Annotated in this window: 26 protein-coding genes; 2 read left to right on the top strand and 24 right to left on the bottom strand. The window is 68.7% G+C overall.

The features are described from left to right. Window positions 1-369: 369 nt before the first annotated feature. From murA to IU476_RS12990, 16 genes are all read right to left on the bottom strand, one after another. Entirely contained in the window at window positions 370-1,623 is a 1,254-nt protein-coding gene (gene murA, locus IU476_RS12915) for a UDP-N-acetylglucosamine 1-carboxyvinyltransferase (protein ID WP_195099914.1), read from the bottom strand. Between the two features lie 87 nt (window positions 1,624-1,710). Then, complete coding sequence (locus IU476_RS12920; protein ID WP_195099915.1) at window positions 1,711-2,304, bottom strand: cob(I)yrinic acid a,c-diamide adenosyltransferase; 594 nt, start codon at window positions 2,302-2,304, stop codon at window positions 1,711-1,713. A 26-nt stretch (window positions 2,305-2,330) separates the two neighbouring features. After that, on the bottom strand, window positions 2,331-2,747 hold the full coding sequence (locus IU476_RS12925) for a DUF2550 domain-containing protein (RefSeq protein ID WP_195099917.1): 417 nt from the start codon (window positions 2,745-2,747) through the stop codon (window positions 2,331-2,333). Between the two features lie 182 nt (window positions 2,748-2,929). Further along, window positions 2,930-3,619, bottom strand: a complete 690-nt coding sequence (locus tag IU476_RS12930; RefSeq protein ID WP_228823639.1) for an MspA family porin — start codon at window positions 3,617-3,619, stop codon at window positions 2,930-2,932. A gap of 29 nt (window positions 3,620-3,648) precedes the next feature. Beyond that, window positions 3,649-4,194 carry an MspA family porin gene (locus tag IU476_RS12935; protein WP_324194046.1) on the bottom strand — a complete coding sequence of 182 codons (546 nt, stop codon included), beginning with the start codon at window positions 4,192-4,194 and terminating at the stop codon, window positions 3,649-3,651. 393 nt (window positions 4,195-4,587) lie between these two features. Further along, window positions 4,588-4,962: a F0F1 ATP synthase subunit epsilon gene (locus IU476_RS12940; protein WP_195099921.1), complete on the bottom strand. Its 375-nt coding sequence runs from the start codon at window positions 4,960-4,962 to the stop codon at window positions 4,588-4,590. Between the two features lie 6 nt (window positions 4,963-4,968). Continuing rightward, on the bottom strand, window positions 4,969-6,417 hold the full coding sequence (gene atpD, locus IU476_RS12945) for a F0F1 ATP synthase subunit beta (protein WP_195099923.1): 1,449 nt from the start codon (window positions 6,415-6,417) through the stop codon (window positions 4,969-4,971). A gap of 27 nt (window positions 6,418-6,444) precedes the next feature. Then, window positions 6,445-7,410, bottom strand: coding sequence for a F0F1 ATP synthase subunit gamma (locus IU476_RS12950; protein WP_195099925.1), 966 nt, complete (start codon window positions 7,408-7,410; stop codon window positions 6,445-6,447). Between the two features lie 55 nt (window positions 7,411-7,465). Further along, window positions 7,466-9,103 carry a F0F1 ATP synthase subunit alpha gene (gene atpA / locus IU476_RS12955; protein ID WP_195099927.1) on the bottom strand — a complete coding sequence of 546 codons (1,638 nt, stop codon included), beginning with the start codon at window positions 9,101-9,103 and terminating at the stop codon, window positions 7,466-7,468. A 56-nt stretch (window positions 9,104-9,159) separates the two neighbouring features. Continuing rightward, a complete protein-coding gene (locus IU476_RS12960; protein WP_195099929.1) occupies window positions 9,160-9,969 on the bottom strand; it encodes a F0F1 ATP synthase subunit delta in 810 nt (269 codons plus the stop codon). A gap of 19 nt (window positions 9,970-9,988) precedes the next feature. Beyond that, window positions 9,989-10,546: a F0F1 ATP synthase subunit B gene (locus tag IU476_RS12965; RefSeq protein WP_195099931.1), complete on the bottom strand. Its 558-nt coding sequence runs from the start codon at window positions 10,544-10,546 to the stop codon at window positions 9,989-9,991. A gap of 5 nt (window positions 10,547-10,551) precedes the next feature. Further along, a complete protein-coding gene (locus tag IU476_RS12970) occupies window positions 10,552-10,800 on the bottom strand; it encodes an ATP synthase F0 subunit C (RefSeq protein WP_187684978.1) in 249 nt (82 codons plus the stop codon). Window positions 10,801-10,873: 73 nt separating this feature from the next. Continuing rightward, window positions 10,874-11,650: a F0F1 ATP synthase subunit A gene (atpB, locus tag IU476_RS12975; protein ID WP_500048424.1), complete on the bottom strand. Its 777-nt coding sequence runs from the start codon at window positions 11,648-11,650 to the stop codon at window positions 10,874-10,876. 308 nt (window positions 11,651-11,958) lie between these two features. Continuing rightward, window positions 11,959-12,411: a Cg1360 family ATP-synthase-associated protein gene (locus IU476_RS12980; protein WP_195099933.1), complete on the bottom strand. Its 453-nt coding sequence runs from the start codon at window positions 12,409-12,411 to the stop codon at window positions 11,959-11,961. Window positions 12,412-12,425: 14 nt separating this feature from the next. Continuing rightward, complete coding sequence (locus IU476_RS12985; RefSeq protein ID WP_195099935.1) at window positions 12,426-13,601, bottom strand: MraY family glycosyltransferase; 1,176 nt, start codon at window positions 13,599-13,601, stop codon at window positions 12,426-12,428. Between the two features lie 11 nt (window positions 13,602-13,612). Then, entirely contained in the window at window positions 13,613-14,278 is a 666-nt protein-coding gene (locus tag IU476_RS12990; protein WP_195099937.1) for an L-threonylcarbamoyladenylate synthase, read from the bottom strand. Window positions 14,279-14,439: 161 nt separating this feature from the next. Here IU476_RS12990 and IU476_RS12995 point away from each other — a divergent pair, with 161 nt between their 5' ends. After that, window positions 14,440-14,901 (top strand): nuclear transport factor 2 family protein, encoded by a 462-nt coding sequence (locus IU476_RS12995; protein ID WP_228823641.1) that lies wholly within the window; start codon window positions 14,440-14,442, stop codon window positions 14,899-14,901. A 14-nt stretch (window positions 14,902-14,915) separates the two neighbouring features. Here IU476_RS12995 and prmC read toward each other — a convergent pair whose 3' ends face one another. The 3 genes from prmC to rpmE form a co-directional block, all read right to left on the bottom strand. Further along, the gene (gene prmC, locus IU476_RS13000; protein ID WP_195099940.1) at window positions 14,916-15,797 is read right to left on the bottom strand and encodes a peptide chain release factor N(5)-glutamine methyltransferase; all 882 of its coding nucleotides are present in this window, start codon (window positions 15,795-15,797) and stop codon (window positions 14,916-14,918) included. Between the two features lie 38 nt (window positions 15,798-15,835). Beyond that, a complete protein-coding gene (gene prfA / locus IU476_RS13005; RefSeq protein WP_195099941.1) occupies window positions 15,836-16,915 on the bottom strand; it encodes a peptide chain release factor 1 in 1,080 nt (359 codons plus the stop codon). A 93-nt stretch (window positions 16,916-17,008) separates the two neighbouring features. Further along, complete coding sequence (gene rpmE / locus IU476_RS13010) at window positions 17,009-17,245, bottom strand: 50S ribosomal protein L31 (protein WP_195099943.1); 237 nt, start codon at window positions 17,243-17,245, stop codon at window positions 17,009-17,011. A 409-nt stretch (window positions 17,246-17,654) separates the two neighbouring features. On the opposite strand from rpmE, the gene IU476_RS13015 reads away from it, so the two are divergent. Continuing rightward, a complete protein-coding gene (locus IU476_RS13015) occupies window positions 17,655-17,990 on the top strand; it encodes a hypothetical protein (protein ID WP_195099945.1) in 336 nt (111 codons plus the stop codon). On the opposite strand, the gene rho is transcribed toward IU476_RS13015, so the two are convergent. The 5 genes from rho to lysA form a co-directional block, all read right to left on the bottom strand. Then, window positions 17,975-20,014, bottom strand: coding sequence for a transcription termination factor Rho (gene rho, locus IU476_RS13020; protein WP_195099947.1), 2,040 nt, complete (start codon window positions 20,012-20,014; stop codon window positions 17,975-17,977). The genes IU476_RS13015 and rho overlap by 16 nt on opposite strands. A 322-nt stretch (window positions 20,015-20,336) precedes the next feature. Continuing rightward, the gene (gene thrB / locus IU476_RS13025; RefSeq protein WP_195100937.1) at window positions 20,337-21,293 is read right to left on the bottom strand and encodes a homoserine kinase; all 957 of its coding nucleotides are present in this window, start codon (window positions 21,291-21,293) and stop codon (window positions 20,337-20,339) included. 25 nt (window positions 21,294-21,318) lie between these two features. Beyond that, window positions 21,319-22,407 (bottom strand): threonine synthase, encoded by a 1,089-nt coding sequence (gene thrC, locus IU476_RS13030; RefSeq protein WP_195099949.1) that lies wholly within the window; start codon window positions 22,405-22,407, stop codon window positions 21,319-21,321. Continuing rightward, on the bottom strand, window positions 22,404-23,759 hold the full coding sequence (locus tag IU476_RS13035) for a homoserine dehydrogenase (protein ID WP_195099950.1): 1,356 nt from the start codon (window positions 23,757-23,759) through the stop codon (window positions 22,404-22,406). The genes thrC and IU476_RS13035 overlap by 4 nt, the downstream gene beginning before the upstream one ends. After that, entirely contained in the window at window positions 23,756-25,177 is a 1,422-nt protein-coding gene (lysA, locus tag IU476_RS13040) for a diaminopimelate decarboxylase (protein ID WP_195099952.1), read from the bottom strand. Before lysA ends, IU476_RS13035 begins: the two co-directional genes overlap by 4 nt. Window positions 25,178-25,189: the final 12 nt, after the last annotated feature.

Raw genomic sequence — 25,189 nt, forward strand, 5'->3', positions numbered from 1 at the left:
AACGCCAGCCGGAAAATAGCTGACAAAAATGCCCGACCCTCACACGGGGGTGTAGAGAGCCGGAACCAAAAATAATTGGCACTGACATTCATCGACACACTATTGAGTTCTCAAAGAACACACGCACAAACCATCTCCCAGACTTTCGCCTGCTCGATCGGTGAGGCAACTTTTCCAGCTTAGCTCAGCCAGCCACCCCGAACCAAATCGGGGTCTCGGTCGAGCCAGTGTGATCTGTCCGGCGCTCATCGTCCAACCTCGTGTCCCTGACCTTTCGGCCCGGGTCGGTGTCCGTGTCGCTCTGACTCGGAATAAGTTACGTGTCGGTGGAATCGATGTCAAATCGCCTGGTCGGAGGGGGTTTCCGAGTCAGCTGACGCGCTCCACCCCGGCGCCCAGGGCACGCAGGTTCTCCACGAAGTCGGGATAGCCGCGGTCGATGTGGAAGACGTCGTGCACCTCGGTCACGCCGTCGGCGACCAGACCCGCGAGCACCAGACCGGCGCCGGCGCGAATGTCCGACGACCAGACCGGCGCGCTCGACAGCCGCGGGATGCCGCGCACCACGGCGTGGTGACCGTCGGTGCGGGCGTCGGCGCCGAGGCGAATCATCTCCTCCACGAACCGGAATCGCGCCTCGAAGACGTTCTCGGTGATCATCGAGGTGCCGTCCGCGATCGCCGCGAGGCCGATCGCCATCGGCTGCAGGTCGGTCGGGAAACCGGGGAACGGCAAGGTCGAGAAGTTCACCGCGCGCGGGCGTTCGGCCTGCAGCACGCGGAAACCGTCCGGCTCGAACGAGATTCGCGCGCCCGCGGACCGGAGCTTGTCCAGTACCAGGGACAGGTGCTTGGGATTGATGCCCGTCACCCGGACGTCACCGAGCGTCATGGCGGCGGCGATACCCCAGGTGGCGGCGACGATGCGGTCGCCGATCACCTGGTGGGTGGTCGGCGCGAGCTTGCGCACGCCGTCGATGGTCAGGACCGAGGTGCCGGCGCCGCTGATCCGCGCGCCCATCTGGGTGAGCATCGTGCACAGGTCGACGATCTCCGGCTCGCGCGCGGCGTTGTCGATCACCGTCTCGCCCTCGGCGAGCACCGCGGCCATCAGGATGTTCTCGGTCGCGCCGACCGACGGGAAGTCCAGCCGGATGCGCGCGCCCTGCAGCTCGTCGGCGCGGGCGACCAGGCAGCCGTGCTCGATCTCGCTGGTCGCGCCGAGCAGCCGCAGCCCGGTCTGGTGCATGTCGAGCGGGCGCGAACCGATCGCGTCGCCGCCCGGCAGCGCCACCACCGCGCGCTTGCACCGGGCCATCAGCGGTCCGAGGACGCACACCGAGGCCCGGAACTGCGTGACCGCGGGGAAATCCGCGTGGTACTTCGGCTCGGTGGGTGTGTCGATGGTGACCACCGAGCCGTCGACCACCACATCGCAGCCGAGGCCGCGCAGCACCTCGGCCATCAGCGGGACGTCGAGGATGTCCGGGCAGTTCGTGATCGTCGTGGTGCCCTCCGCGAGCAGTGCGGCGGCCATCAGCTTGAGCACGCTGTTCTTGGCACCGCCGACCGCCACCTCGCCGGCGAGCCGACTGCCCCCGGTTACCAGAAACCGTTCACTCACGGGGCTCAGCCTAGTGGGCGAGACCGACGATGGTGACCACTCCGCCCGGCCGACGGCGGATGTCGCAACACAGCCACGGCCGCACCGCTACTCCGCGTCCCCCGCGTTCTCGTCGGAAACGCCGGGGCGCCAGAGCACGTCGCCGTCCGGATTGGCCACTCGCCCGAGGATGAACAGCAGGTCCGACAGGCGGTTCAGATATTTCGCGGGCAGCACCGAGGTGTCGTCGGGATGCGCCGCGACGGCCGCCCACGCCGACCGCTCGGTCCGGCGGGCCACCGTGCGCGCGGTGTGTAGCAGCGCCGCCAGCGGCGTGCCGCCGGGCAGGATGAACGAATTCAGCGGCGCCAGACCGTCATTGAATCGGTCACACCACCGCTCCAATCGATCGATGTAGTCCTGGGTGATGCGCAGCGGCGGGTACTTCGGCTCGGCCACCACCGGCGTCGACAGGTCGGCGCCCGCGTCGAAGAGGTCGTTCTGCACCTGCCGCAGCACCCGTTCGATCTCGGGATCCGGTGCGCCGAGCGCGATCGCGACACCGATCGCGGCATTGGTCTCGTCACAGTCGGCATAGGCGACCAGGCGCGCGTCGGTCTTGGCCACCCGGGAGAAGTCGCTCAGGCCCGTGGTGCCGTCGTCACCGGTACGCGTATAGATCCGAGTCAGGTGCACGCTCACCCCGCCACCCTAACGTCGGTTCGGGGTCACCTGCGACGGCGGATCCGTTCGGAGGGACGCGACTCCACCCAGGACAGGAAGGCCGCCAGCGCACCGCGATCCAGGGCCAGCTCGTAACTGCCGTCGCCGTCGGACACCGCGATCACGATGATGTCGTCGGTCATGATGTCGTACTCGTCACCGACCGGGCCGCGGCGGTCGACCACCTCGATGCCCAACCGGCGAATCGTGCAGTCGGCACCCAGTTTCACGCTGGTCAGCTTGAAGAAGACCAAGCGGTCTTCGTCGTAGCGAATCAGACCGTGCCGCCAGCCCTGTCCGCCCTTGGCCGGCAGTACCCGCAGGATCGCGGCCGTCCCGCCGCGGCGCAGCATGACGAAGCGATAGATCGAGACCAGGGCCAGGCCGACGAGCAACAGCACCAGAATGATCAGAAGCACCATCCCGGTCCGCAATCCAGGTCCGTCCCTTCGCCATTGCCCCTGTGCTGGTGCGAGTGCCGTGCCATCCCCGAGCAGGGTCACCGTTGGGGCGAGTCTACAAACAGTCCCACAGTGCGGTGCGCCCGGTACACCCCGGCGGCGCGCACTGCCGCCGGGTAGCGGAAACTCGCCGTGCGCCCGGGTCAGCCCATCGTGAACGGCTGGCCCCAGACGGTGACCATGCTCTCGCCGGCGTCGGTCGCCACGTCGGCCATGGTGAACGCCCTGGCCTGGGCGTAACCGCCGCAGCCGTCGACCGCGAAGGTCTCGTCGGTCCAGTCGACGCTGGCGTGTGAGCCGTGCACCGTGGGGTGCTTCTTGTGGATCTCGTTGCCGTAGTCGTCGGGCTGCTCGATGTCGAGCAGGTAGCGGGTCACGGCCTGGCCGGGCGAGAGGGTGAGCGTTTCGGTGACGCCGATGACCGGTGCGGCCAGGCCGAGGCCGTTGTTGCCGCTCGTCGTGCCCTGCTCGTCCGTGTCCGACGAATTCAGCGACCCGATGTCCACCTGGCAGCCGACCACGTACCCCGGATTCAGCTGAATGCTCGCACTGCTCGCTCCGGGCCCGGACACGTCGGCCACCGCGCGGGCCGACGCCCACACGTTCCGGTGCGTCGGCGTCGCGCCCATCGAGCCGCTGATCGTGGCCGACTCGTCCAGGATCGACAGCGTCACCACGGTCCCGTCGCCCAGCGTCCGGGTGACCGAACCGCCTTGCAGCGGAACGAAAGTGTCCGCGTTCGCCGCACCCGACGAGCACAGGCCCAGCCCGACCGTCACCGCCGCCGCCAGCCCGAGTGCCCGGCCGCAGCGCACCGCACTACCGCGCATCATGCGTCTCCTTTCCGATCGTGCGTTCGGATTCAGCCGATGCTGAACGGCTGGCCGTACAGCGTGACCTTGTGGTAATCGGCGCCGATGATTTCGACGACGGCGAAACTGCGGGCCTGCGCGTAACCGGCACAGCCCTGGATCTCCATCGGGACGTCCTGGTAATTCAGGTAGTACCGCCCGGATTTCGTCATGTCCTTGTTGTTGATCTGCACCCATTTGACCTCGCCGGGGCTGATCGGAAAGGACACGCCGACGGTGACCGACGGCGTCTGCGACAGGGTCGCGCCGAGCGAGGGACCGAACGACCCGAGCGCCACCTGGCATCCGACGAGGTAGCCGACGGTCAGCCCGGAGGAGCCGTGCGTCGACGAGTCGTTGGTGCCCGGCACGTTCAGCGCGCCGTTGTTGGGGCCCACCTCGCCGGGCGGCGTGTCGACGTCGACGGTCACATCGCCGCTGACCCAGGCGGTGCGGCCCGCGCCGTTGGCGGCCAGCGACGGCGACAGGATCGCGTGCTCACCGGAGCTGTGGATCACCACTCCGGACCGCTCGATATGCCCGTCCGGCAACGGCACGAAGGTATCCGCTCGCGCCGCGCCCGGCGACCAGAGTCCGAATACCGCAACCATTGTCGCGGCGGCCGCGGCGCACCGCACGAACCATCGCGTACCTTTTACCCGATTCTCGATCATCCACCCCTCGCTCATCGTGGCGAGGCCGCCCTGTACTGCCGATGGCGACCACGCTTGCGCCAACCAGTAAGTGCTGAGGTAATTCTGGGTACTTCGGGTGAAGCCGGAAGTTCTGAAATGCCGAAAAATCGTTCGGCGCGCGCGGTCTCGATCGAACCGGCGCTCGATACTAACCCGCGCCGCGTAATTCGTGCGCAGGCGGGCAACTGTGTCGCGAATACGAAAGACGGCCCCCGGGAGAATTCCCGGGGGCCGTCGCTCGAATGTTGCTGCGGGTCAGGCTCGCACGGCCTCCGCCGCGCGCACCTGTCCGCGCGCGACGCTCTGCGCCCGCTCGGACGCGTTCGGGTCGGCGAGCACCGCCCGCGCGGCCTCGACATCGACATCGCTCGCGAATTCCGCCGACTCGGCGAGGATGCGCACGCTCGACGCCGTCACGGAGAAGAACCCGCCGTGCACGGCGGCGACGATGCGCTCGCCCTCGCTGCTGTCGATGATCACGGTGCCGCCCTCGACCAGCTGGCCGAGCAGCGGCTCGTGGCCGTGCAGAATACCGATCTGACCCTCGGTGGTCTCGGCGATGACGAAACTCGCCTGCCCCGACCACAGCCGCCGTTCGATGGCGACCAGATCAACTGACATATCGGCCATGATGGACTACTTCCCGGCGATCTTCTTCGCGGCCGCCTCGACGTCGTCCAGGCCACCGCAGGAGTTGAACGCCTGCTCCGGCAGGTGGTCGAACTCGCCCTTGCAGACCCGGTCGAAGTCGTCGATGGTCTGCTCCAGCGGCACGACCGAACCCGGCTGGCCGGTGAACTTCTCGGCCACGATGAAGTTCTGGCCGAGGAACTTCTCCAGGCGACGGGCGCGGCCGACGAGGACCTTGTCCTCCTCGGAGAGCTCGTCCATGCCGAGGATGGCGATGATGTCCTGAAGTTCCTTGTACTTCTGCAGGATTCGCTTCACCTCGTTGGCCACCGCGAAGTGCCGGTCGCCGACGATCGAGGCCTCCAGGATGCGGGAGGTCGAGGTCAGCGGGTCGACGGCGGGGTAGATGCCCTTCTGCGAGATCGGGCGGGAGAGCTCGGTCGTCGCGTCCAGGTGGGCGAAGGTGGTGGCCGGCGCCGGGTCGGTGTAGTCGTCGGCGGGCACGTAGATCGCCTGCATCGAGGTGATCGAGCGGCCGCGGGTCGAGGTGATCCGCTCCTGCAGCTGACCCATCTCGTCGGCCAGGGTCGGCTGGTAACCGACGGCCGAGGGCATGCGGCCCAGCAGCGTCGACACCTCGGAACCGGCCTGGGTGAAACGGAAGATGTTGTCGATGAACAGCAGCACGTCCTGGCCCTGCACATCGCGGAAGTACTCCGCCATGGTCAGCGCGGACAGGGCCACGCGCATACGCGTCCCCGGCGGCTCGTCCATCTGGCCGAAGACGAGGGCGGTGTCCTGCAGGACGCCCATCTCCTCCATCTCCAGGTGCAGGTCGGTGCCCTCACGGGTGCGCTCGCCGACGCCCGCGAACACCGAGGTGCCGGAGAACTCGCGCGCGATACGGGTGATCATCTCCTGGATCAGCACGGTCTTGCCGACACCGGCGCCACCGAACAGGCCGATCTTGCCACCCTTCACGTACGGGGTGAGCAGGTCGAGGACCTTGACGCCGGTCTCCAGGATCTCGGTCTTGCCCTCGAGCTGGTCGAACGGCGGCGGCTCGCGGTGGATGCCCCACTGCTCGCCGTCACGGCCGGTGCCCGGCGCGTCCAGGCAGTCGCCCAGCGCGTTGAACACGTGGCCCTTCACGACGTCACCGACGGGCACCGAGATCGGCTTGCCGGTGTCGCGCACCTCGGCGCCGCGGGTCAGGCCGTCGGTGGGCTGCATCGAGATGGTGCGAACGATGTTGTCGCCCAGGTGCTGTGCCACCTCGAGGGTGAGGGTCTTGGCCACCGAGGGCAGCGAGATCTCGGCGTGCAGAGCGTTGTACAGCTCGGGGATGGCACCGCGCGGGAACTCGACGTCCACGACGGGGCCGATGACCCGGGCGACGCGGCCTGTGCCAGCGCCCGCCCGGCTCGTGTTTTCTGCAGTAACTGCTGCGGTCATTGTTCTTCTTCCTGGGTGGGCTCGGGCTCAGTCGCCAGTGGCTGCCAGCGCGTTCGCGCCGCCGACGATTTCACTGATTTCCTGCGTGATGTTGGCCTGCCGGATCGAGTTCGCCTGGCGGGTCAGGTTGTTCACCAGATCCGTGGCGTTGTCGGTGGCGGCCTTCATTGCGGTGCGGCGCGCGGCCGACTCCGAGGCCGCGGCCTCGAGCAACGACGAGTAGATCCGGGTGTTCACGTACTTCGGCAGCAGCGCGCCGAGCAGCGTGTCCGCGTCGGGCTCGAACTCGTACTGCGCGGTGACGTTCGCGTCGGGACTGTCCGACACGAAATCGTCGCCCAGCTCGTAGTTCTCGTCGACGAAGCTGACCTGGATCGGCGCCAGCCGGCGTACCTCCGGCACCTGCGACAGCATCGACACGAAGCGGGTGTAGACGATGTGGATCTCGTCCACGCCGGCCATGGTGTCGGTGCCGTCGGCCGTCGGCACCTCACCCTCGCCGCCGGCCATGAAGGCCTCGACCAGGTGATTGCACGCGGCGGACGCGTCGGTGTAGTGCGGCTGCTGCGAGAAGCCGACCCACGATCCGTTCGGCTTGCGGCCGCGGAAGGAGTAGTAGGTCAGCCCCTTGGCACCCATCACGTACAGCACCGGCTCCTTGCCCTCGGAGCGCAGCGTGGTCATCAGCTCCTCGGCGCGCTTGAGCACGTTGGAGTTGTAGCCACCGGCCATGCCGCGGTCGCTGGTGATGACCAGCACGGCGGCGCGGCTCGGGTTGGGGCGCTCGGTCAGCAGCGGATGCGTGAGGTTGGTGGAGGCACCGGCCAATTCGCCGAGCACCTTCGTGATCTCCTCCGCGTACGGCTTCGCGGCGGCCACCCGGGCCTGGGCCTTGGTGATGCGCGAGGTCGCGATCAGCTCCTGGGCCTTGGTGATCTTCTTGATCGAACTCACACTGCGAATGCGGGAGCGCAGTTCGCGGATGCTAGCCATGCGTCACACACTCCCTTCATTCGTTTCGATCCGGCAATCGCACATGAGTCGTCTCTTACTTCTCGACGTGCTTGCGGGTGACCGACAGCGACTCGACCTCTTCGTGATCCAGCTCACCGGCGTCGGCCTCGTTCACCACGCGGCTGCCGTCGGAGGCCAGGAAGCCCTGCTTGAACTTGTCGGTCGCGGCCTTGATCTGCTCGGCGGCCTCGCCCTCGAGCTTCTTGCCGCCCTCGATCGCCTTGAACGCGTCGGCGGCGTTGCGGTGCAGGTCCTCGAGCAGCTCGATGTTGAAGCGGCGGACGTCGCCGACCGGCACCGAGTCGTAGTAGCCGGCGTCGACCAGGTAGATCGAGACGATCTGGTCCTCGACCGACACGGGGGCGTACTGGTCCTGCTTCAGCAGCTCGACCCAGCGCGCGCCGCGCTCCAGCTGTGCCAGCGAGGCGGCGTCCAGGTCGGAGGCGAAGGCCGAGAAGGCCTCCAGCTCGCGGAACTGGGCCAGCTCCAGGCGCAGCGAACCGGCCACGCCCTTCATGCCCTTGGTCTGCGCGGCGCCACCGACGCGGGAGACCGAGGTACCGACGTTGATCGCCGGGCGCACACCCTTGTTGAACAGGTCGGACTCGAGGAAGACCTGGCCGTCGGTGATGGAGATGACGTTGGTCGGGATGAACGCCGAGACGTCACCGGCCTTGGTCTCGATGATCGGCAGACCCGTCATCGAGCCGCCGCCCATCTCGTCGGACAGCTTCGCGCAGCGCTCCAGCAGGCGCGAGTGCAGGTAGAACACGTCGCCCGGGTACGCCTCGCGGCCCGGCGGGCGGCGCAGCAGCAGCGAGATGGCGCGGTAGGCCTCGGCCTGCTTGGACAGGTCGTCGAACACGATCAGGACGTGCTTGCCCTGGTACATCCAGTGCTGGCCGATGGCCGAGCCGGTGTAGGGGGCCAGCCACTTGAAGCCCGCGGAGTCCGAGGCCGGGGCGGCGACGATGGTGGTGTAGTCCATCGCGCCGTGCGCCTCGAGGGCGGCCTTGACGCCGGCGATGGTCGAGCCCTTCTGACCGATGGCGACGTAGATGCAGCGCATCTGCTTGCTGGGATCGCCCGATTCCCAGTTCGCCTTCTGGTTCAGGATGGCGTCGATGCAGACGGCGGTCTTGCCGGTCTTGCGGTCGCCGATGATCAGCTGGCGCTGGCCGCGGCCGATCGCGGTCAGGGCGTCGATGGCGGTGATGCCGGTGGCCATCGGCTCGCCGACCGGCTGGCGCTCCAGCACGGTCGCGGCCTGCAGCTCCAGCACGCGGCGGTCGTCGGCCTCGATGTCGCCCAGGCCGTCGATCGGCTGGCCGAGCGGGTTCACCACGCGGCCCAGGAACTTGTCGCCGACCGGCACCGAGAGCACGTCACCGGTGCGGCGGACCTGCTGGCCCTCCTCGATGGTGTCGAATTCACCCAGGATGACCGCGCCGATCTCGGTGTCCTCGAGGTTCAGCGCGACGCCCAGCACGCCGCCCGGGAACTCGAGCAGCTCGTTGGCCATCGCCGACGGCAGGCCGCTGATGTGGGCGATACCGTCGCTGGTGTCGGTGACGACACCGATCTCCTCGATGGAGGTCTCGGGGGTGTAGCTCTGGGTGTAGCTCTCGATCGCGCTACGGATCTCATCGGGGGAGATCGTCAGCTCCGCCATGGTTCTTCCTGCTCTCGCTGTGGTCTGGAATGTCGGGGGTTGCGGTCTCGGGTTGCTCACCCGAGGGACTGGCGCAAGCGCTGCAGTCGTCCGACGGCGCTGCCGTCGATCACGTCGTCGCCGATCCGCACGACGACACCGGCCAGCAAAGTCGGGTCGACCTGGACGTGCACCGTGACCGGCTTGTCGTAGATGCGCTGCAGCGAGGCCGCCAGGTGCTCCCGCTGCTGCGGTGTGAGGGCGGTGGCGGAGCGCACATGCGCGACGATCTGCTTGCGCAGCGACGCCGCGAGATCGGACAACCGGTCGAAGACCACGCCGACGTCGCCGTGCGAGCGGGCGACCGCCTGCTCGGCCAGCTGCAGCGTGATGTCCTCGACCTTGCCCGTGAGCAGACGCTGCAGCAGACCCCGCTTGTCCGCGGCGGTCTTGCCGCGGTCGGCGAGCGCCTGCTCCAGGTCCGGGTTGTCCTCGACGATGCGGCCGAGCCGGAACAGCTCGTCCTCCACCGCGTCGATGCGCCCGCGGTCGGCCGCCGCCCGCAGCAGCGCCTCCTGACCGAGCAGCACCAGGGTGTCGACCAGATCCCGGGTGCGGGACCAGTCCTGAGCGACCGCCGTGGTCAGCACGGCCGTGGTGGCGGCGCTGATCTTCCCGCCGAAGACGCGTTCGGCCAGTTCGGCGCGCGCCGAACTCGACACCGACTTATCCGCGAGCGCCACACGCAGCGAACGCTGGTCGTCGAGTACGGCGACTACGGCGAACAGTTCGGAGCCCGTCGTGGCGGCGACGGAGTCGCTCCCGGTGAGAGCGGCCGAAAGAGCTTCCCGCGCACGGGAACTCGCCTCGCGGCTCGCTGCGTACATGCTTCCCACTTTCGTGTCGCTACCTTCCGACCCCGATGCCGACCTTCTCGTCCAGCTCCGTGAGGAACCGGTCGATGGACGCGGCCTGCTTGGCCTCGTCCGACACCGACTGCCCGATGATCTTCTCGGCCAGGTCGACGGCGGTGTGGCCCAGCTCCGACCGCAGCTCGGTCACGATCTGCTGGCGCTGTGCCTCCAACTGGGCGTGGCCCGAGGCCACGATGCGGTCGGCCTCGGCCTGCGCCTCGGCCCGCAACTGCGCGAGGATCTGCGTGCCCTGGGTGCGCGCCTCCTCACGGATGCGCGCGGCCTCGAGCCGCGCCTCGGCCAGCTGCTGCTGGTACTGCTCCAGGGTCGCCTGCGCCTCGGCCTGCGCGGCCTCGGCCTTCGCGATGCCGCCCTCGATCTTGTTCGAGCGCTCGTCGAGCACCTTCGACAGCCGCGGGATCACGTACTTGTAGAAGACGAACGCGATGACCGCGACGACGACGACCGACCAGACGATGTCGTAGACCTCGGGGAGCAGAGGGTTTCTGTCCTCCGCCGCCTCCTCGGCGAGCAAATGGATCCCGTTCATGGCAATCAGAAGATGAAGCCGGCGACGAGACCGATCAGCGCCAGCGCCTCGGTGAACGCGATGCCCAGGAACATGTTGGTCCGGATGGTGCCCTGCAGCTCGGGCTGACGGGCGATGCCCTCGATCGCCTTACCGACGACGATACCCACGCCGATGCCCGGGCCGATGGCCGCCAGACCGTAACCGATAGCGCCGTAGCCCTTCACCTTCTCGGAGGTCTGGGCGAGTTCGGCGGCCACGTAGGAGAGGCTCATGAGATTTTCTTTCCCTTTCTGTTGCCCACCCGCCGGGCGACGGGAGTGGGTCAGTTCTTGTGCGGTTGTGCGGTCAGTGCGAATCCGCGTGCTGAGCCAGGCCGATGTACACGGCGGTCAGCAGGGCGAACACGTAGGCCTGCAGGAAGATCACCAGCATCTCGAACATGGTGAACGCGAACCCGCCGAGCAGCGAGAACGGCGACAGACCCTTCATCCACGCGGCGCCGTCGAACAGGAAGAACTGCGTCGCCGAGAAGAACAGCACCAGCATGATGTGGCCGGCGAGCATGTTGGCCATGAGTCGGACGGTCAGCGTGAACGGCCGCAGGATGAAGGTCGAGATGAACTCGATGGGAATCAGCAGCACGTGCATCGCGGGCGGCACATTCGGCACCACGATGCTCGAGCGCATGTACTTCCAGAAGCCGTACTTCTTGATGCCGATGGCGTTGAACGCGACGTAGGCGATGGCGGCGAGGACCAGCGGCATGCCGATGCGCGCGTTCGACGAGATGTTCAGGAACGGAATGATGCTGGAGAAGTTCAGGAACAGCACCGTGAAGAAGATCGTCGCGATCAGCGGGAAATACTTCCGCCCGGTTTCCTTGCCCAGTACCTCGTCGCAGATCTGTTCCTTGACGAACAGCAGGCCGTACTCGGCCACGTTCTGCAGACCGCGCGGCACGATCTTGGGGCTGCGGAATGCGAGCAACATCACCGCAATCAAGATCGCCGCCATCAGGATGCGGATGAGCATCAAACGGTCGAGCTCGAATGGCGTCCCCTCGAACAGCACAGCTGGAGGGAAGAAATCTGACAGCGAAGGCGCGTGGAACTCGCCCGCCAAAGTGGTGACGCTCAGCGTTCTCTCCCGTGTTCGGGCCGCGGGCCGTGTTTCCACCCGCGGTTCGATCGGACATTGACGATCTGGTGGTCGACTCAGGTCGGCTCGAAGTTCGTCAGCAGCTGCGCGGGCTCACCCGCCGTGGCGTCTGTACGTCGGCGACATCGTCGACGGTGCAGAGCCGAACCCCCTCAGGTCCGGCACGGCTGTAAGCATAACCGCCTGGTTCCCGATCGTGCGATCGCCCCTGGGTCGGCTGCTTACGGTAAAGAGTTTACCAAGCTATCTACGACAACGTGTAGGGGGTGCGCTCAAACATTTGAACGATCTTGGTCGGCGCGCTCGTCGGGCGTCTCGACCGCCGGAACTCGTTGCCGCAGTAGACCGTACGTCTCGGCCCCCAGCACGATCAGCAGCGCGCCCACCACGGTGAGGAACAGGGCGACCGAACTGTAGAAGTCGAACTGCTTCAGCACGGCGACCACGATCATCACCACCAGCAGCTTGCCCACCCAGCTGGCGAGCATCACCATGCCCTGCACGCCCGATTCCAATTTCGCGCTGAACAGGACCAGTGCCGCGGTGGTGAGAATGAAGAAGCCGCCGATGGCCGAGCCGATCAGCGCGCCCCACAGGCCGGGCAGCCCGGCGAATATCGAGCCCAGCACGGCCGACAGCACCACCAGCGCGACCAGGCCGGCGATGCCGTAGCGCAGGGCCGCCCGCAGCGGTGCGTCGGGGTGGTACTCGGATGCCGTGCTCACGCGGGCCACTCTACCTATTCGGTGCGCGCGCCCCGGCCGCGCGGTATCCGCCGGCGCAATCCGAGCGCCTCCCGCAGTGACGGCACCGCCGTCACGACCAATGCGAATACCAGTCCGGCCGCGAACAGCAACACCACGACGGTGCGGTCCATCAAAGACGTACCGACCGCCCCGAATGCCAGTACGCCCACCCACAGATAGATGGTGAGCACCACGCGGCGCTGAGAATGGCCGATCTGTAGCAAACGGTGATGCAGATGCATTTTGTCCGGCGTGGAGAAACTCACCCCCGCGCGCACCCGGCGCACGATCGCCAGCACCAGATCCAGTACCGGAATGAACATGACCGCACCCACCAGCAACAACGGCGAGAGCAGACCGACGAAGTCGCGCGGACCGTATCCGGTGAGCGGAATTCGACCGGAGGCGCCGGTGGAGATGGCCGCCAGCATCAGACCGATCAGCATGGAACCGGAATCGCCCATGAATATGCGGGCCGGCTGGAAATTGTGCGGCAGAAATCCCAGACAGGCGCCGGCGAGCGCGGCGGCCAGCAGCGCGGGCGGATAGGTGCTGACGTCACCGCCCTGCGCGTAGAGCAGTCCCATCGAGAAGACGAACACCGCGCCCGCGCAGATCAGGCCCAACCCGGCGGCCAGGCCGTCCATGCCGTCGACGAAATTCATCGCGTTGATCATGGTGACCGTGATGGCGACCGTGATCAGGCCGCCCTGCAAGGCGTCCAGCACCACCGTGGTCTGGTTGAACGGGTTGTAGACGACGACCCAGCTCAACCCGATCACGGCCATCACGCCGGCCGCGGTGATCTGGCCGACGAATTTGGTGAGTGCGTCCAGGCCCCAGCGGTCGTCGACGATGCCGACCAGCACGATCAGCGTGCTCGCCACGAGCACCGCGGGAATGTCCGGCGCGAAATCGAAACCCCGGCGCAGCGCGGGCAACTGATGCGCGAACAGCACCGCGGCGACCACGCCGACGTACATGCCGACGCCGCCCATGCGCGGGGTCGGCTTCACGTGCACGTCGCGCTCGCGGGGTACCGCCACCGCGCCGAAGGCGATCGCCAGCACCCGAATTCCGCCGGTGGACAGCAGGGTCACCACCGCCGACACGAGCAGCACCAGCAGCAGCTCGCGCAGCGGAACCACCGCGCTCTGACTGAAACCCATCTACCAGGCCGTCACCGCGTGGCTTCGGACGTCAGCCGGTCCGGCGACAGGCCCAGGACCTCGGCCACCCGCGCCGTCGACACGGCGCCCTCGCGCAGGATGCGCGGGGTGTCGGCGGTGAGGTCGACGATGGTGGAGGCCACGCTGTGCTCGGCCTTGCCGCCGTCCAGGTACACCCCGACCAGTTCGCCCAGCTGATCGCGGGCCTCGTCCACGGTGGTGGCGGGCGGCTGCCCGGATACGTTGGCGCTCGACACCGCCAGCGGGCCCACCTCGCGCAGCAGTTCCAGCGCGACCGGGTGCAGCGGCATGCGCAGCATCACCGTGCCGCGGGCGTCGCCGAGGTCCCAGGCCAGCGAGGGCGCCTGCTGCACGACCAAACTCAGCCCGCCGGGCCAGAACGCCCGGATCAGGTCCCGTGCCTGCGACTGCACCGAGAACACCAGGCCGTCGATGGTGTTCCAGGAACCGACCAGGACCGGCACCGGCATGTCCCGGCCGCGCCGCTTGGCGGCCAGCAGGGCGTTGACGGCCGCCGAATCGAACGCGTCCGCGGCGATGCCGTAGAGCGTGTCGGTCGGAATCACGGCCAGCCGTCCGGATTTCAGGGTCGTCCGCGCGGCGGTCAGCCCGGCGGCCCGAGAGTCGGGATCGGAGCAGTCGTAGACGGTACTCACGGCGCAGAGTCTATTGAACGTGTCTCACCCCACGCTCCCCGGCAGGGTGCCGAGCCCGGCACACCCCCACGGCCAGCGCCGATGTCCCCGAGCGCCGGGACCCGCACGCGGCGGCAAATTCCCGCCAGCGACCGATGCGGGCGCGCTCGATAGTGGTTGCCATGACCACTTCACGGATCGGCACGGATGTCGCTGTGCTGGAAGGGATGTACCGCGCCGAGGCCGAGTACCTCGCCGCCGGCGGGCCGGGCCGGGCGTCGTTCGCGCCCCTCGCGCCGTTCTTCGCCGCGGACGTCGTGCTGTATCAGGCCGACGGGCTGCCCTACGGCGGGATCTGGCGCGGGCACGACGGCATGGAGCAGTTCTTCCGGGCGATGAGCGGGGTGTGGGAGCGTTTCGACATGGTCGAGCAGACCTATCTGCGCGAGGTCTCCCCGCTCGTCGTCCACACCCGGGTGCGCGCGCGGGCGCGCGCGACGGGCCGGGAGCTCGATTTCCCGATTCTCCAGACGGTGACCGTCACCGACGGCCGCATCGCCGAAGTGCACCCGTTCTATTGGGACACCGCCACTCTCGCCGCCGCCTGCCGCATGGAGGTGCCGCCCGCGAATCCGCCGGAATGACCTCGCGGCCCGGACTAGTCGGTGGCGACGCGCCGGGCTGCCACGAAACGGGGCTTGCCCGCGAGGTCGGGGTGTTCGGCTATCGCGGTGAAACCGCCGTGGGCGGCGAACAGGGCCGCGGTGTCGGAACCGTTGCTGTCGTCGTGCTCGACGGCCGTGACGCCGTCGGCGCGCAGCAGGCGGGCGATGGTGCCGATCATGGGGCGGATCACGGCCAGGCCGTCGGGGCCGCCGAACAGGGCGCGGTGCGGATCGTGGTCGCGCACTTCGGGTTCCAGCCGCGCCGAGGTGGGGACGTAGGGCGGGTTGGCGACCACGACGTCGACGCGGCCGTCGAGGGCGGACAGGATCGCGGGGTCCGTGACATCGCCGGCGTGCAGGGAGATGGGGGTGTCGCCGTCGGCCGCGCACGTGGCGGCATTGTGCCGGGCCCAGTGCAGCGCGTCCCGATCGAGTTCGACCGCGTGCACCTCGGCGTCGGGACGGGCGTGCGCGATGGCCAGCGCCAGCGCGCCCGAACCGGTGCACAGATCCACCACGATCGGCGTGTGCTCGTGCCCGGCCGCCTCCAATTGCGCCAGCGCCCAGGCGCACAGCAGCTCGGTCTCGGGCCGCGGCACGAAAACGCCTGGGCCCACGGCCAAGTCGATCTCCCCCATCGCCGCGGTGCCCGTGAGATGTTGCAGCGGAACGCGTTCGGCCCGCCGCGCCACCAGCTTCCGGTATTCCTCGAGTTGCTCGGGCGTCACCATCGGAATCAGCACCAGCCGCGGGCGCTCGACGCCGAGCACGTGGGCGGCCAGCGCCTCGGCGTCGACGTGCGGACTGGGGACCCCGGCGGCCTGTAGCGTCTGCTCGGCCGCCAGGACCGCGGGGCGTAGCGGAACTCGCGTCACGACGTCCAGCCTGCCCGACCCGGCCCGCTCACCGCGAGTTATTCGGCAGCAAGCCGGGCCGCGCGGTCCGCTTCACCCAATGCGTCGAGCAGGGCGTCCAGATCACCGTCCAGTACCGAATCCAGGTTGTGGGCCTTGAACCCGATGCGGTGATCGGTGATCCGGTTCTCCGGGAAGTTGTAGGTGCGAATGCGTTCGGACCTGTCCACGGTGCGGATCTGGCTGGCCCGCCCGGCCGCGGCCTCGGCGTCGGCCTGCTCCTCGGCCAGCGCCTGCAACCGCGCCGACAGCACCTGCATGGCGCGAATCTTGTTCTGCAACTGCGAGCGTTCGTTCTGACAGGTCACCACGATCCCGGTGGGCAGGTGCGTGATGCGCACCGCGGAGTCGGTGGTGTTCACGCCCTGACCACCCTTGCCCGACGAGCGGTAGACGTCCACGCGCAGATCCGACTCATCGATCTGCACCTGCTCCACCTCGTCCGGCTCGGGGTAGATGAGGACGCCCGCGGCCGAGGTGTGGATGCGGCCCTGCGATTCGGTGACCGGCACGCGCTGTACCCGGTGCACGCCGCCCTCGAACTTCAGCCGCGACCACACGCCGTCGCGGCTGGGCTCGCGGCTCTTGACCGAGATCGTCGCCTCCTTGTAGCCGCCGAGGTCGGAGATGTTGGCGTCGAGCACCTCGACCTTCCAGCCGTGCCGCTCGGCGTAGCGGATGTACATGCGGGCCAGGTCGGCGGCGAACAGCGCCGACTCCTCGCCGCCCTCGCCGGACTTCACCTCCAGCACGACGTCGTCAGCGTCGTGCGGGTCGCGCGGCGCGAGCAGATCGGTCAGCGACTCCTCGAGTTCCTGCACCTGCCGCTCGAGTTCGGGCACCTCCGCGGCGAACGACGAGTCGTCGGCGGCCAGCTCGCGAGCGGCGGTCAGGTCGTCGCGCGCGGCCTGCAGCCTGGTGTAGGTCGACATGATCGGAGCGAGCTCGGCGAACCGCTTCCCGACGCGCCGGGCCTCGCCCGGATTGTTGTGCAGCGCCGGATCGGACAGCTGCGTCTCCAGCCCGGCATGCTCGGCCAGAATGTCGTCGATCGCGGACGGGGCCGTCTTGTCGGCCATCGCGGAGGCTCCTTGAACAGAGGTGAGAAGCGAGGGGGTCCCGAAACACACCAACGCCCGGCCTGCGGGGCAGGACGGGCGTCGGCGGGCTCGTTACTTGGCGTCTGCTTCGGCGCCCTTCTTGGCGCGCTTGCCGTAGCGGGCCTCGAAGCGGGCGACGCGGCCGCCGGTGTCCAGGATCTTCTGCTTGCCCGTGTAGAACGGGTGGCACTGGGAGCAGACCTCGACGGTGATGTGGCCCGACTCCTTGGTGCTGCGAGTCTGGAAGGTGTTGCCGCAACCACACACGACGGTGGTGTCGACATAGTTCGGGTGGATTCCTGCCTTCATGGGTGTCCTTTCGATGTGGTCGCCGGGTCGCCCTCGGCGTGCGAGGGCGTGAACCGGAACCGACTAGGCGGGATGGTCTGCCTTCTACCAGCAGACGCACCAGCGGTCCAGTATGCCAGAACCGCTGACACGCTCCCAAAACACACCCGGAAACGCTTTTGTTCCCGCGGCCCCCGGCCCGGTCCCCAAGAAACTACGGGCACGCGTATCCGGCGCTTTCGCGCCACCCTGAAGTCGAGTAGCTCGCTACTCGGGAATGTGAACACCGGTGTTCCTAGAGTATCGCCAGGTGAGAACCATGCGATCAGGTGAAAGGAAATCAGTGCATCTCCACGCCGCTCGGGGGGCGACGAGGTCCAGGTCACCGGCACCCGAGCAGACAAGTCGTTCACGAAACCGGAACAAGCGCGTGCTGCCGGGGGGTACGCACGCGCGCGAGTTGATCGCCGGCGCGGTATTGGCCGGTTTGTCGCTGACGGCGGGGATCGGCCGACTGCTGTCGGCCGGCGGTCGGCCCGAACCGGTAGCCGCGCCCGCGCCCGACGCGGGACTGCAGTTCACCGCCCACGCCGTCTCGACCGGCGGCATCACGACCGCGACCGGAATCATCCTGGTGGTCCTGGTGATCGGCGCGGGGCTGATCGGAATGGTGTTCTTCGCCCCGACGACACAGCGGCGGCCCCGCCGAAGCGAGGCCGCCGCCGAACCGTCAGACCGAATCGAACCGGTTCACTCCTCCAGCTGACCCGGGGCGGTCTTGGAGACCGTCATCAGGAACTCGAGGTTGTTCTTGGTCTTCTTCAACCGGTCGATCAGCAGGTCGATGGCCTGGTGCGAATCCAGTCCGGACAGCACGCGCCGCAGCTTGTGCAGCACCGCGGCCTCGTCCGGATTCATCAGCAGGTCGTCGCGGCGGGTACCGGACGGGTTGACGTCCACGGCCGGGAACACGCGCCGCTCGGCGATCTTGCGGTCCAGCTTGAGCTCGGCGTTGCCGGTGCCCTTGAACTCCTCGAAGATCACCGTGTCACCGGTCGAACCGGTCTCCACCATGGCGGTGGCGATGATCGTCAGCGAGCCGCCGTTCTCGATGTTGCGCGCCGCGCCGAGGAACCGCTTGGGCGGGTACAGCGCGGTCGAGTCGATACCACCGGAGAGGATGCGGCCCGAGGCCGGCGACGAGTTGTTGTACGCGCGGCCGAGGCGGGTGATGGAGTCGAGCAGCACAACCACGTCCTGGCCCATCTCCACCAGGCGCTTGGCCCGCTCGATGGCCAGCTCGGCGACCGAGGTGTGATCCCCCGGCGGCCGGTCGAAGGTGGAGGCGATCACCTCGCCGCGCACGGTGCGCTGCATGTCGGTGACCTCTTCCGGACGCTCGTCGACCAGCACCACCATGAGGTAGACCTCGGGGTTGTTGACCGCGATCGCGTTGGCGATGTCCTGCATGATCGTGGTCTTACCGGCCTTGGGCGGCGACACGATCAGCGCACGCTGCCCCTTGCCGATCGGCATGATCAGGTCGATCACGCGGGTGGTGAGCTTGTTGGGCTGAGTCTCCAGCCGTAGCCGCTGATTCGGGTACAGCGGGGTCAGCTTGTTGAAGTCCGGACGGCGCTTGGCGCTGTCGACGTCGGCGCCGTTGACGGTGTCCAGGCGCACCAGCGGGTCGAACTTCTGCCGCTGGTTGCCGGCCTCGCCGTCGCGGGGCGCGCGCACCGCGCCGGTGATGGCGTCGCCGCGGCGCAGGCCGTTCTTGCGGACCAGGTTCATCGAGACGTACACGTCGTTCGGCCCGGCCAGGTAGCCCGAGGTGCGCACGAACGCGTAGTTGTCCAGCACGTCGAGGATGCCGGCGACCGGCTGCAGGACGTCGTCCTCGCGGATCTCGACGTCGCGGCTCTCGCCACCGCCGCCGCCACCGTCGCGGTCGCGACCCCGGCGACGCTCGCGGAAACGCCGTCCGCGCCGGCCCCGGCCGGACTCGTCGTCGTCGTTGCCGCCGCGGTCGTTGCGGTCGTTGCCGCCGCGGGTGCCGTTCTGGTTGTTCTGGTTCTGGCCACCCGACTGCTGGTTGCGGTCGCGACGGCGCTCGCCGGCCTCCTGCTCCGGCTTCGCCTCGCCCTCGGCCTTCGCCTCGGACTTGTTCTCCGCCTTGGCTTCCGCCCCCTCCGCGGCGCGCTGCTCACGGCCCCGGCGCTGCCGGCCGCGGCCGCGCTGGCCGCCCTCTCGGCCGCCGTCCTCACCACCGTCGGCGGCGGGCTGCGACTCGGCCGGCTTGTCGGCGCCGACGCCGTCGAGCGTCTGCTGCTCGGCGCGGGCCGGCTTGCCGCCGGACTCGCCCTTGCCGGCGTTCTCGTTCTTGGCCTCGGCCTTCTTGCCGGACTCCTTGGCCGCGGGCTCGGTCTTCGTGGTGCCGGAGTCCGCGGGGGTCGACGGCGCCTCGGTCTGGGCGGCCTGCACCTCGCCCTTCGCGTCGGCGGCCTTCTCGGCGCGGCCGCGCGCGGGGGCGGCGGCCTTCCCCGACCCGGAGGACTGATTTTCTTTGATAGCGGCGATCAAATCGCCCTTACGCATCCCGGAAGTGCCTCGGATTCCGAGTTCCCCGGCAAGCGCACGCAATTGCGGCAACAACATTCCAGTCAGCCCCGATCGTGCGACGTCAGTTTGTTCGCTCATCTTGGAAATCTGTCCGGAGTCACTTTCGCGGCCCGAGGTGCGCACTTCGGTCTCCACCCCGGGTGTCGCGAGCAGGTCCGTATCTGTCACGGAGATCCTTTCCTTCCCTCGATTGCCGTGTGCTAGTTCGAGGGTTTCGTCCCGAAGTCCGGTCACTGCGCCGAACTCGGATGCCGTATCGCCTGCCCCGCCGGACCGGCGGCGAAACACCACCTGGTCACAGCCACCGGTTCACAAAGGTGGGAGTGATCATTCCAGTTGCTGTCCTCGACGTCCGAGACTCGGGTCCCGAGCCTGAGCAAGGAGCCTTCTGGAGCGATTGCCCTGATGAAGCACCGGCGACTGACGCGCACGATGTACGGACTCGCTCAGGATAGCTCCCACAATTCACCTCAGCAAGGCAGGCGCGCCGTCAATCCACCCGCACGCCGTCGGAAATGTCCGGCCGGACCACGCGCAGTCCCTCCGACGCGGCGCGTTCACGCAGTTCGTCCGGGAACTCACCGGTGCTCAACGCCAGCACCGTGGGCCCCGCGCCCGACACCGTGGCCGCGATTCCGGCCTCCCGCAGCCGGGCGATCCACGTCGTCGTCAACGGCAGCGCCGACGAGCGGTACCCCTGGTGCAGCCGGTCCGCCGTGGCGGGTAGTAGCAGGTCAGGGCGTTGCGTCAAGGCGACTACCGCGAGCGCCGCGCGGCTGGCGTTGAACGCCGCGTCGCCGTGCGGGACCAGTTCGGGCAGCAGGCCGCGGGTGTGCGCGGTCGAGGAGCGCTCCTCGGGCACGAGCACCGTCGCGCACAGCGCGGGATGCGGATCCAGCCGCACCGCGCGGTACACGCGCTGATGATCGGCCGAGCCGTTCACCCCACTCGCCACCGGGCCGCCGGTTTCCGTCCACGACACCACGATGCCGCCCAGCACGCTGGCGGCCGCGTTGTCGGGGTGACCCTCGAATTCCGCTGCCAGCTGGACCAATTCGGCATCGTCACAGCTCAGTTCCGAGTCGAATTCGGCGGCGAGCCCGCGGCCCGCCGCCAGTCCGCCGACCACCGCGGAAGCGGACGAACCCAGCCCACGAGAGTGCGGAATCACATTGCGGCACAACACATCCAGGCCGTTCGCCCAGACCCCCGCGGATTCCAACCCCCTTTCGATCGCACGCACCACGAGATGTGAAGGGCCCCAAGGCACGTCGTCGGCGCCTTCGCCCTCCACCCGGATCGTAAGCCCGGAATCGGTCGTGCGCACCACGATCTCGTCATAAAGTCCCAGAGCGATTCCGAGCGAATCGAAACCGGGGCCCAGGTTCGCGCTCGACGCGGGGACCCGGGCCGTCACGGTGATACCGGGCGGCAGGGTCCGGGTCAGCAATTGCCCTTCGCGCGAACTCAACTCAGGCCAGCTCGAGCTCGTGGGCCACCGCGACCGGATCGACCTGAATCGCTTGCACCTCCGGCATTCCCGACAGCGCCGTGTCGGGGTCCTTGAGGCCGTTGCCGGTCACCGTGCACACCACGGTGAGCCCGGCGTCCAGCCAGCCCTCCGCGCGAGCGGCGAGCAGCCCGGCCACGCTCGCCGCGGAGGCGGGCTCCACGAACACACCCTCGGTGCTCGCGATCAGCCGGTACGCGGCCAGGATCTCCTCGTCGGTCGCGGCCCGGAAGGCGCCGCCGGACTCCTCCTGCGCGCGCACCGCGCTGTTCCAGGACGCCGGCGCGCCGATCCGGATGGCGGTGGCGATGGTCTCGGGGTTCTTCACCGGCGCACCCGCGACCAGCGGCGCGGCCCCGGCGGCCTGCACGCCCAGCATGCGCGGGCGGCTGCCGGTGACGCCGTCGGCGTGGTACTCGCTGTAGCCCTTCCAGTACGCGGTGATGTTCCCGGCGTTGCCGACCGGCAGCGCGTGCACGTCGGGGGCCTTGCCGAGGGCGTCGCAGATCTCGAACGCGGCGGTCTTCTGACCCTCGATCCGGGCCGGGTTCACCGAGTTGACCAGGCCGACCTCCGGGAATTCGGCGGTCACCTTGCGGGCCAGCTCCAGGCAGTCGTCGAAGTTGCCCTGCACCTGGATGATCTTGGCGCCCAGCATGACCGCCTGCGCCAGCTTGCCCATGGCGATCTTGCCCTGCGGGATCAGCACCGCGCAGTGCATGCCCGCGCGGGTGGCGTACGCGGCGGCCGAGGCCGAGGTGTTGCCCGTGGAGGCGCACAGCACCGCCTTCTGGCCGCGGGCCTTGGCGTCGGTCATCGCCATGGTCATGCCGCGGTCCTTGAACGAACCGGTCGGGTTCAGGCCCTCCACCTTGAGATAAACCTCACAGCCGGTGAGCCGCGACAGGTGGTGCGCGGGCACCAGCGGGGTGCCGCCCTCGAACAGCGTGACCGGCTCCCAGTCCGCGCCGACCGCGAGCCGATCGCGATACGCGGCGATCAGTCCCGGCCAGGGAGTGTGCACAGCCGTCGGCCGCACTCCAGTACTCATTCCTCGGTGCCTTCCAATCTCAGGACGCTGGTCACGGACGTGACGGACTCCAGTTCGGCGAGCGCTGCCACCGTATCGGCCAGCGCCGACTCCTGCGCGTGGTGGGTCACCACCACGAGCCGGGCGCCCTCGTCGTGTCCCTCCTGGCGGACCGTCGAGATGCTGACGCCGTGCTGGGCGAATTCGCCGGCCACCGCCTGCAGCACCCCGGTGCGATCGGCGACCTTCAGATTCACGTGGTAGCGGGTGGGTGTGTCGCCGATCGGCGCGATCGGCAGCTCAGCATAAACCGATTCGCCCGGGCCGCGGCCACCGTAGAACTTGTTGCGCGCGGCCATCACCAGGTCGCCCATCACCGCGGACGCCGTGGGGGCGCCGCCCGCGCCCTGGCCGTAGAACATCAGTCGGCCCGCGTTCTCGGCCTCCACGACCACGGCGTTGAAGGCGCCGTCGACCGCCGAGAGCGGATGCTTGCGCGGGACCAGCGCCGGGTACACCCGCACCGACACCCGCTCCTTGCCGCCCTCGTCGGCGGGCAGCTCGCCCGGCACGCGCTCGCAGATGGCCAGCAGTTTCACGGTGCAGCCCACGGCGGCGGCCGTCTCCAGGTCCTCGCCGGTGATCTTCGAGATGCCCTCGCGGTAGACGTCGGCGGCGGTGACGCGGGTGTGGAAGGCCAGCGACGCCAGGATGGCGGCCTTGGCGGCGGCGTCGTAGCCCTCCACGTCGGCGGTCGGGTCGGCCTCGGCGTAGCCCAGGCGGGTGGCCTCGGCCAGTACGTCGGAGTAGTCGGCGCCGGTCTCGTCCATCGCCGAGAGAATGAAATTCGTTGTGCCGTTGACGATTCCGACCACGCGGTTGACCCGGTCGCCGGACAGCGACTGGATCAGCGGGCGGACCACCGGGATCGCCCCGGCGACGGCGGCCTCGAAGTACAGGTCGGCGCGGCTGCGCTCGGCGGCCGCGGCCAGCTCCCCGGTGTACTCGGCCAGCAGCGCCTTGTTCGCGGTGATGACCGACTTGCCGGCGTTGAGCGCGGCCAGGATGTGCGTGCGGGCCGGGTCGATGCCGCCCATCACCTCGACCACGAGATCGACGTCGTCGCGGGCCACCAGGGCGCCCGGGTCGGTGGTCAGCAGTTCGTCCGGCAGGCCGCGGTCGACGCCGAGCCGGCGCACCGCCACCCCGCGCAGCACGACCGGCGCGCCCACCCGCTGCCGCAGGTCGTCGGCGTGGTCGCGCAGGATGCGCACCACCTCGGTGCCGACGTTGCCCATGCCGAGCACGGCGACGCCGATCGGGTGATCGACGCCGAATCCACCGGCCCGGGTCCGGCTCAGTGCCTCGCTCACGCCTCCACCTCCAGGCTCAACAGATCGGCCACGGTCTCGCGGCGCAGGATCAGCCGCGCCTGCCCGTCGCGCACGGCCACCACGGCCGGGCGGGTGAGCAGGTTGTAGCGGCTGGACATCGAATAGCAGTACGCGCCGGTGCCGGCCACCGCGACCAGGTCGCCCGGACCCACGTCCGCCGGGATCCAGGTGTCGCGGATGACGATATCGCCGCTCTCGCAATGCTTTCCGACCACGCGCGCGACCACCGGCGGGGCGTCGCTGGCGCGCGAGACGAGCCGGCAGTCGTAGTCGGCCTGGTACAGCGCCGGGCGGATGTTGTCGCTCATGCCGCCGTCGACGCTGACGTAGCGGCGGCGCGCACCCGCGTCCAGGGTCACGTCCTTGGTCGTGCCGACCTCGTAGAGCGTCACCGTGCCCGGGCCGGCGATGGCGCGACCGGGCTCCACCGCGATTTCCGGTGTGGGCAAGCCGATCTGGGCGGCCTCCGCGGACACCAGATCGCGCACCTTGGCCGCGAAGTCGTCCAGCGGCGGCGGATCGTCGCTGGGCAGGTACGAGATGCCCAGTCCCCCACCGAGATCCAGCGTGTGGATCTGCTCGGTGCGCTCCACGCCGAACTTGTCGATGGCGTCGCGCAGCAGCCGCAGCATGCGCCGGGCCGAGATCTCGAAGCCGTCGATCTCGAAGATCTGCGAGCCGATGTGGCTGTGCAGCCCGACCAGGCGCAGATTCTCCGCGTCGAACACCCGGGTCAGCGCCTCCATGGCGTCGCCGCCGGCGATCGAGAAGCCGAACTTCTGGTCCTCGTGCGCGGTCGAGATGTATTCGTGCGTATGGGCTTCCACGCCGACGGTGACGCGCACCAGCACGTCCTGCACTACTCCGGCGCGCCCGGCCACCCGCTCCAGTCGTTCGATCTCGATCAGCGAGTCGACGACCACGTGACCGACGCCGGCGGTCACCGCCGCCTCCAGCTCACCGACCGATTTGTTGTTGCCGTGCAACGCGATTCGCTGCGCGGGGAAGCCGGCGTGCAGCGCCACCGCGAGCTCGCCGCCGGAGCAGACGTCGAGGTACAGGCCCTCGTCGCGGACCCAGCGAGCGACCTCGCCGCACAGGAAGGCCTTGGAGGCGTAGTGGATTCGCGCGTGCTCGCCGAAGGCGCGCAGCATGTCGCGGCAGCGCGAGCGGAAGTCGTCCTCGTCCACCACGAACAGCGGGGTGCCGTACTGCTCGGCCAGTTCGCTCACCGGCACACCGGCCAGCCGCACCACGCCGTCGGCGTCGCGGGAGGCGTTGCGGGGCCACACGTTCGCGGGCAGGTCGATCAGCTGTGCCGGAGTCGCGGGACGCTCCGGCAGATTGGGTGCATGCGGGATCTCGGCATGCCGGGGCCCGGCCGGGTGCGCACTCACGATGGTTCCTTT

The sequence above is a fragment of the Nocardia blacklockiae genome (assembly GCF_015477355.1).
Lineage (GTDB): Bacteria > Actinomycetota > Actinomycetes > Mycobacteriales > Mycobacteriaceae > Nocardia > Nocardia blacklockiae.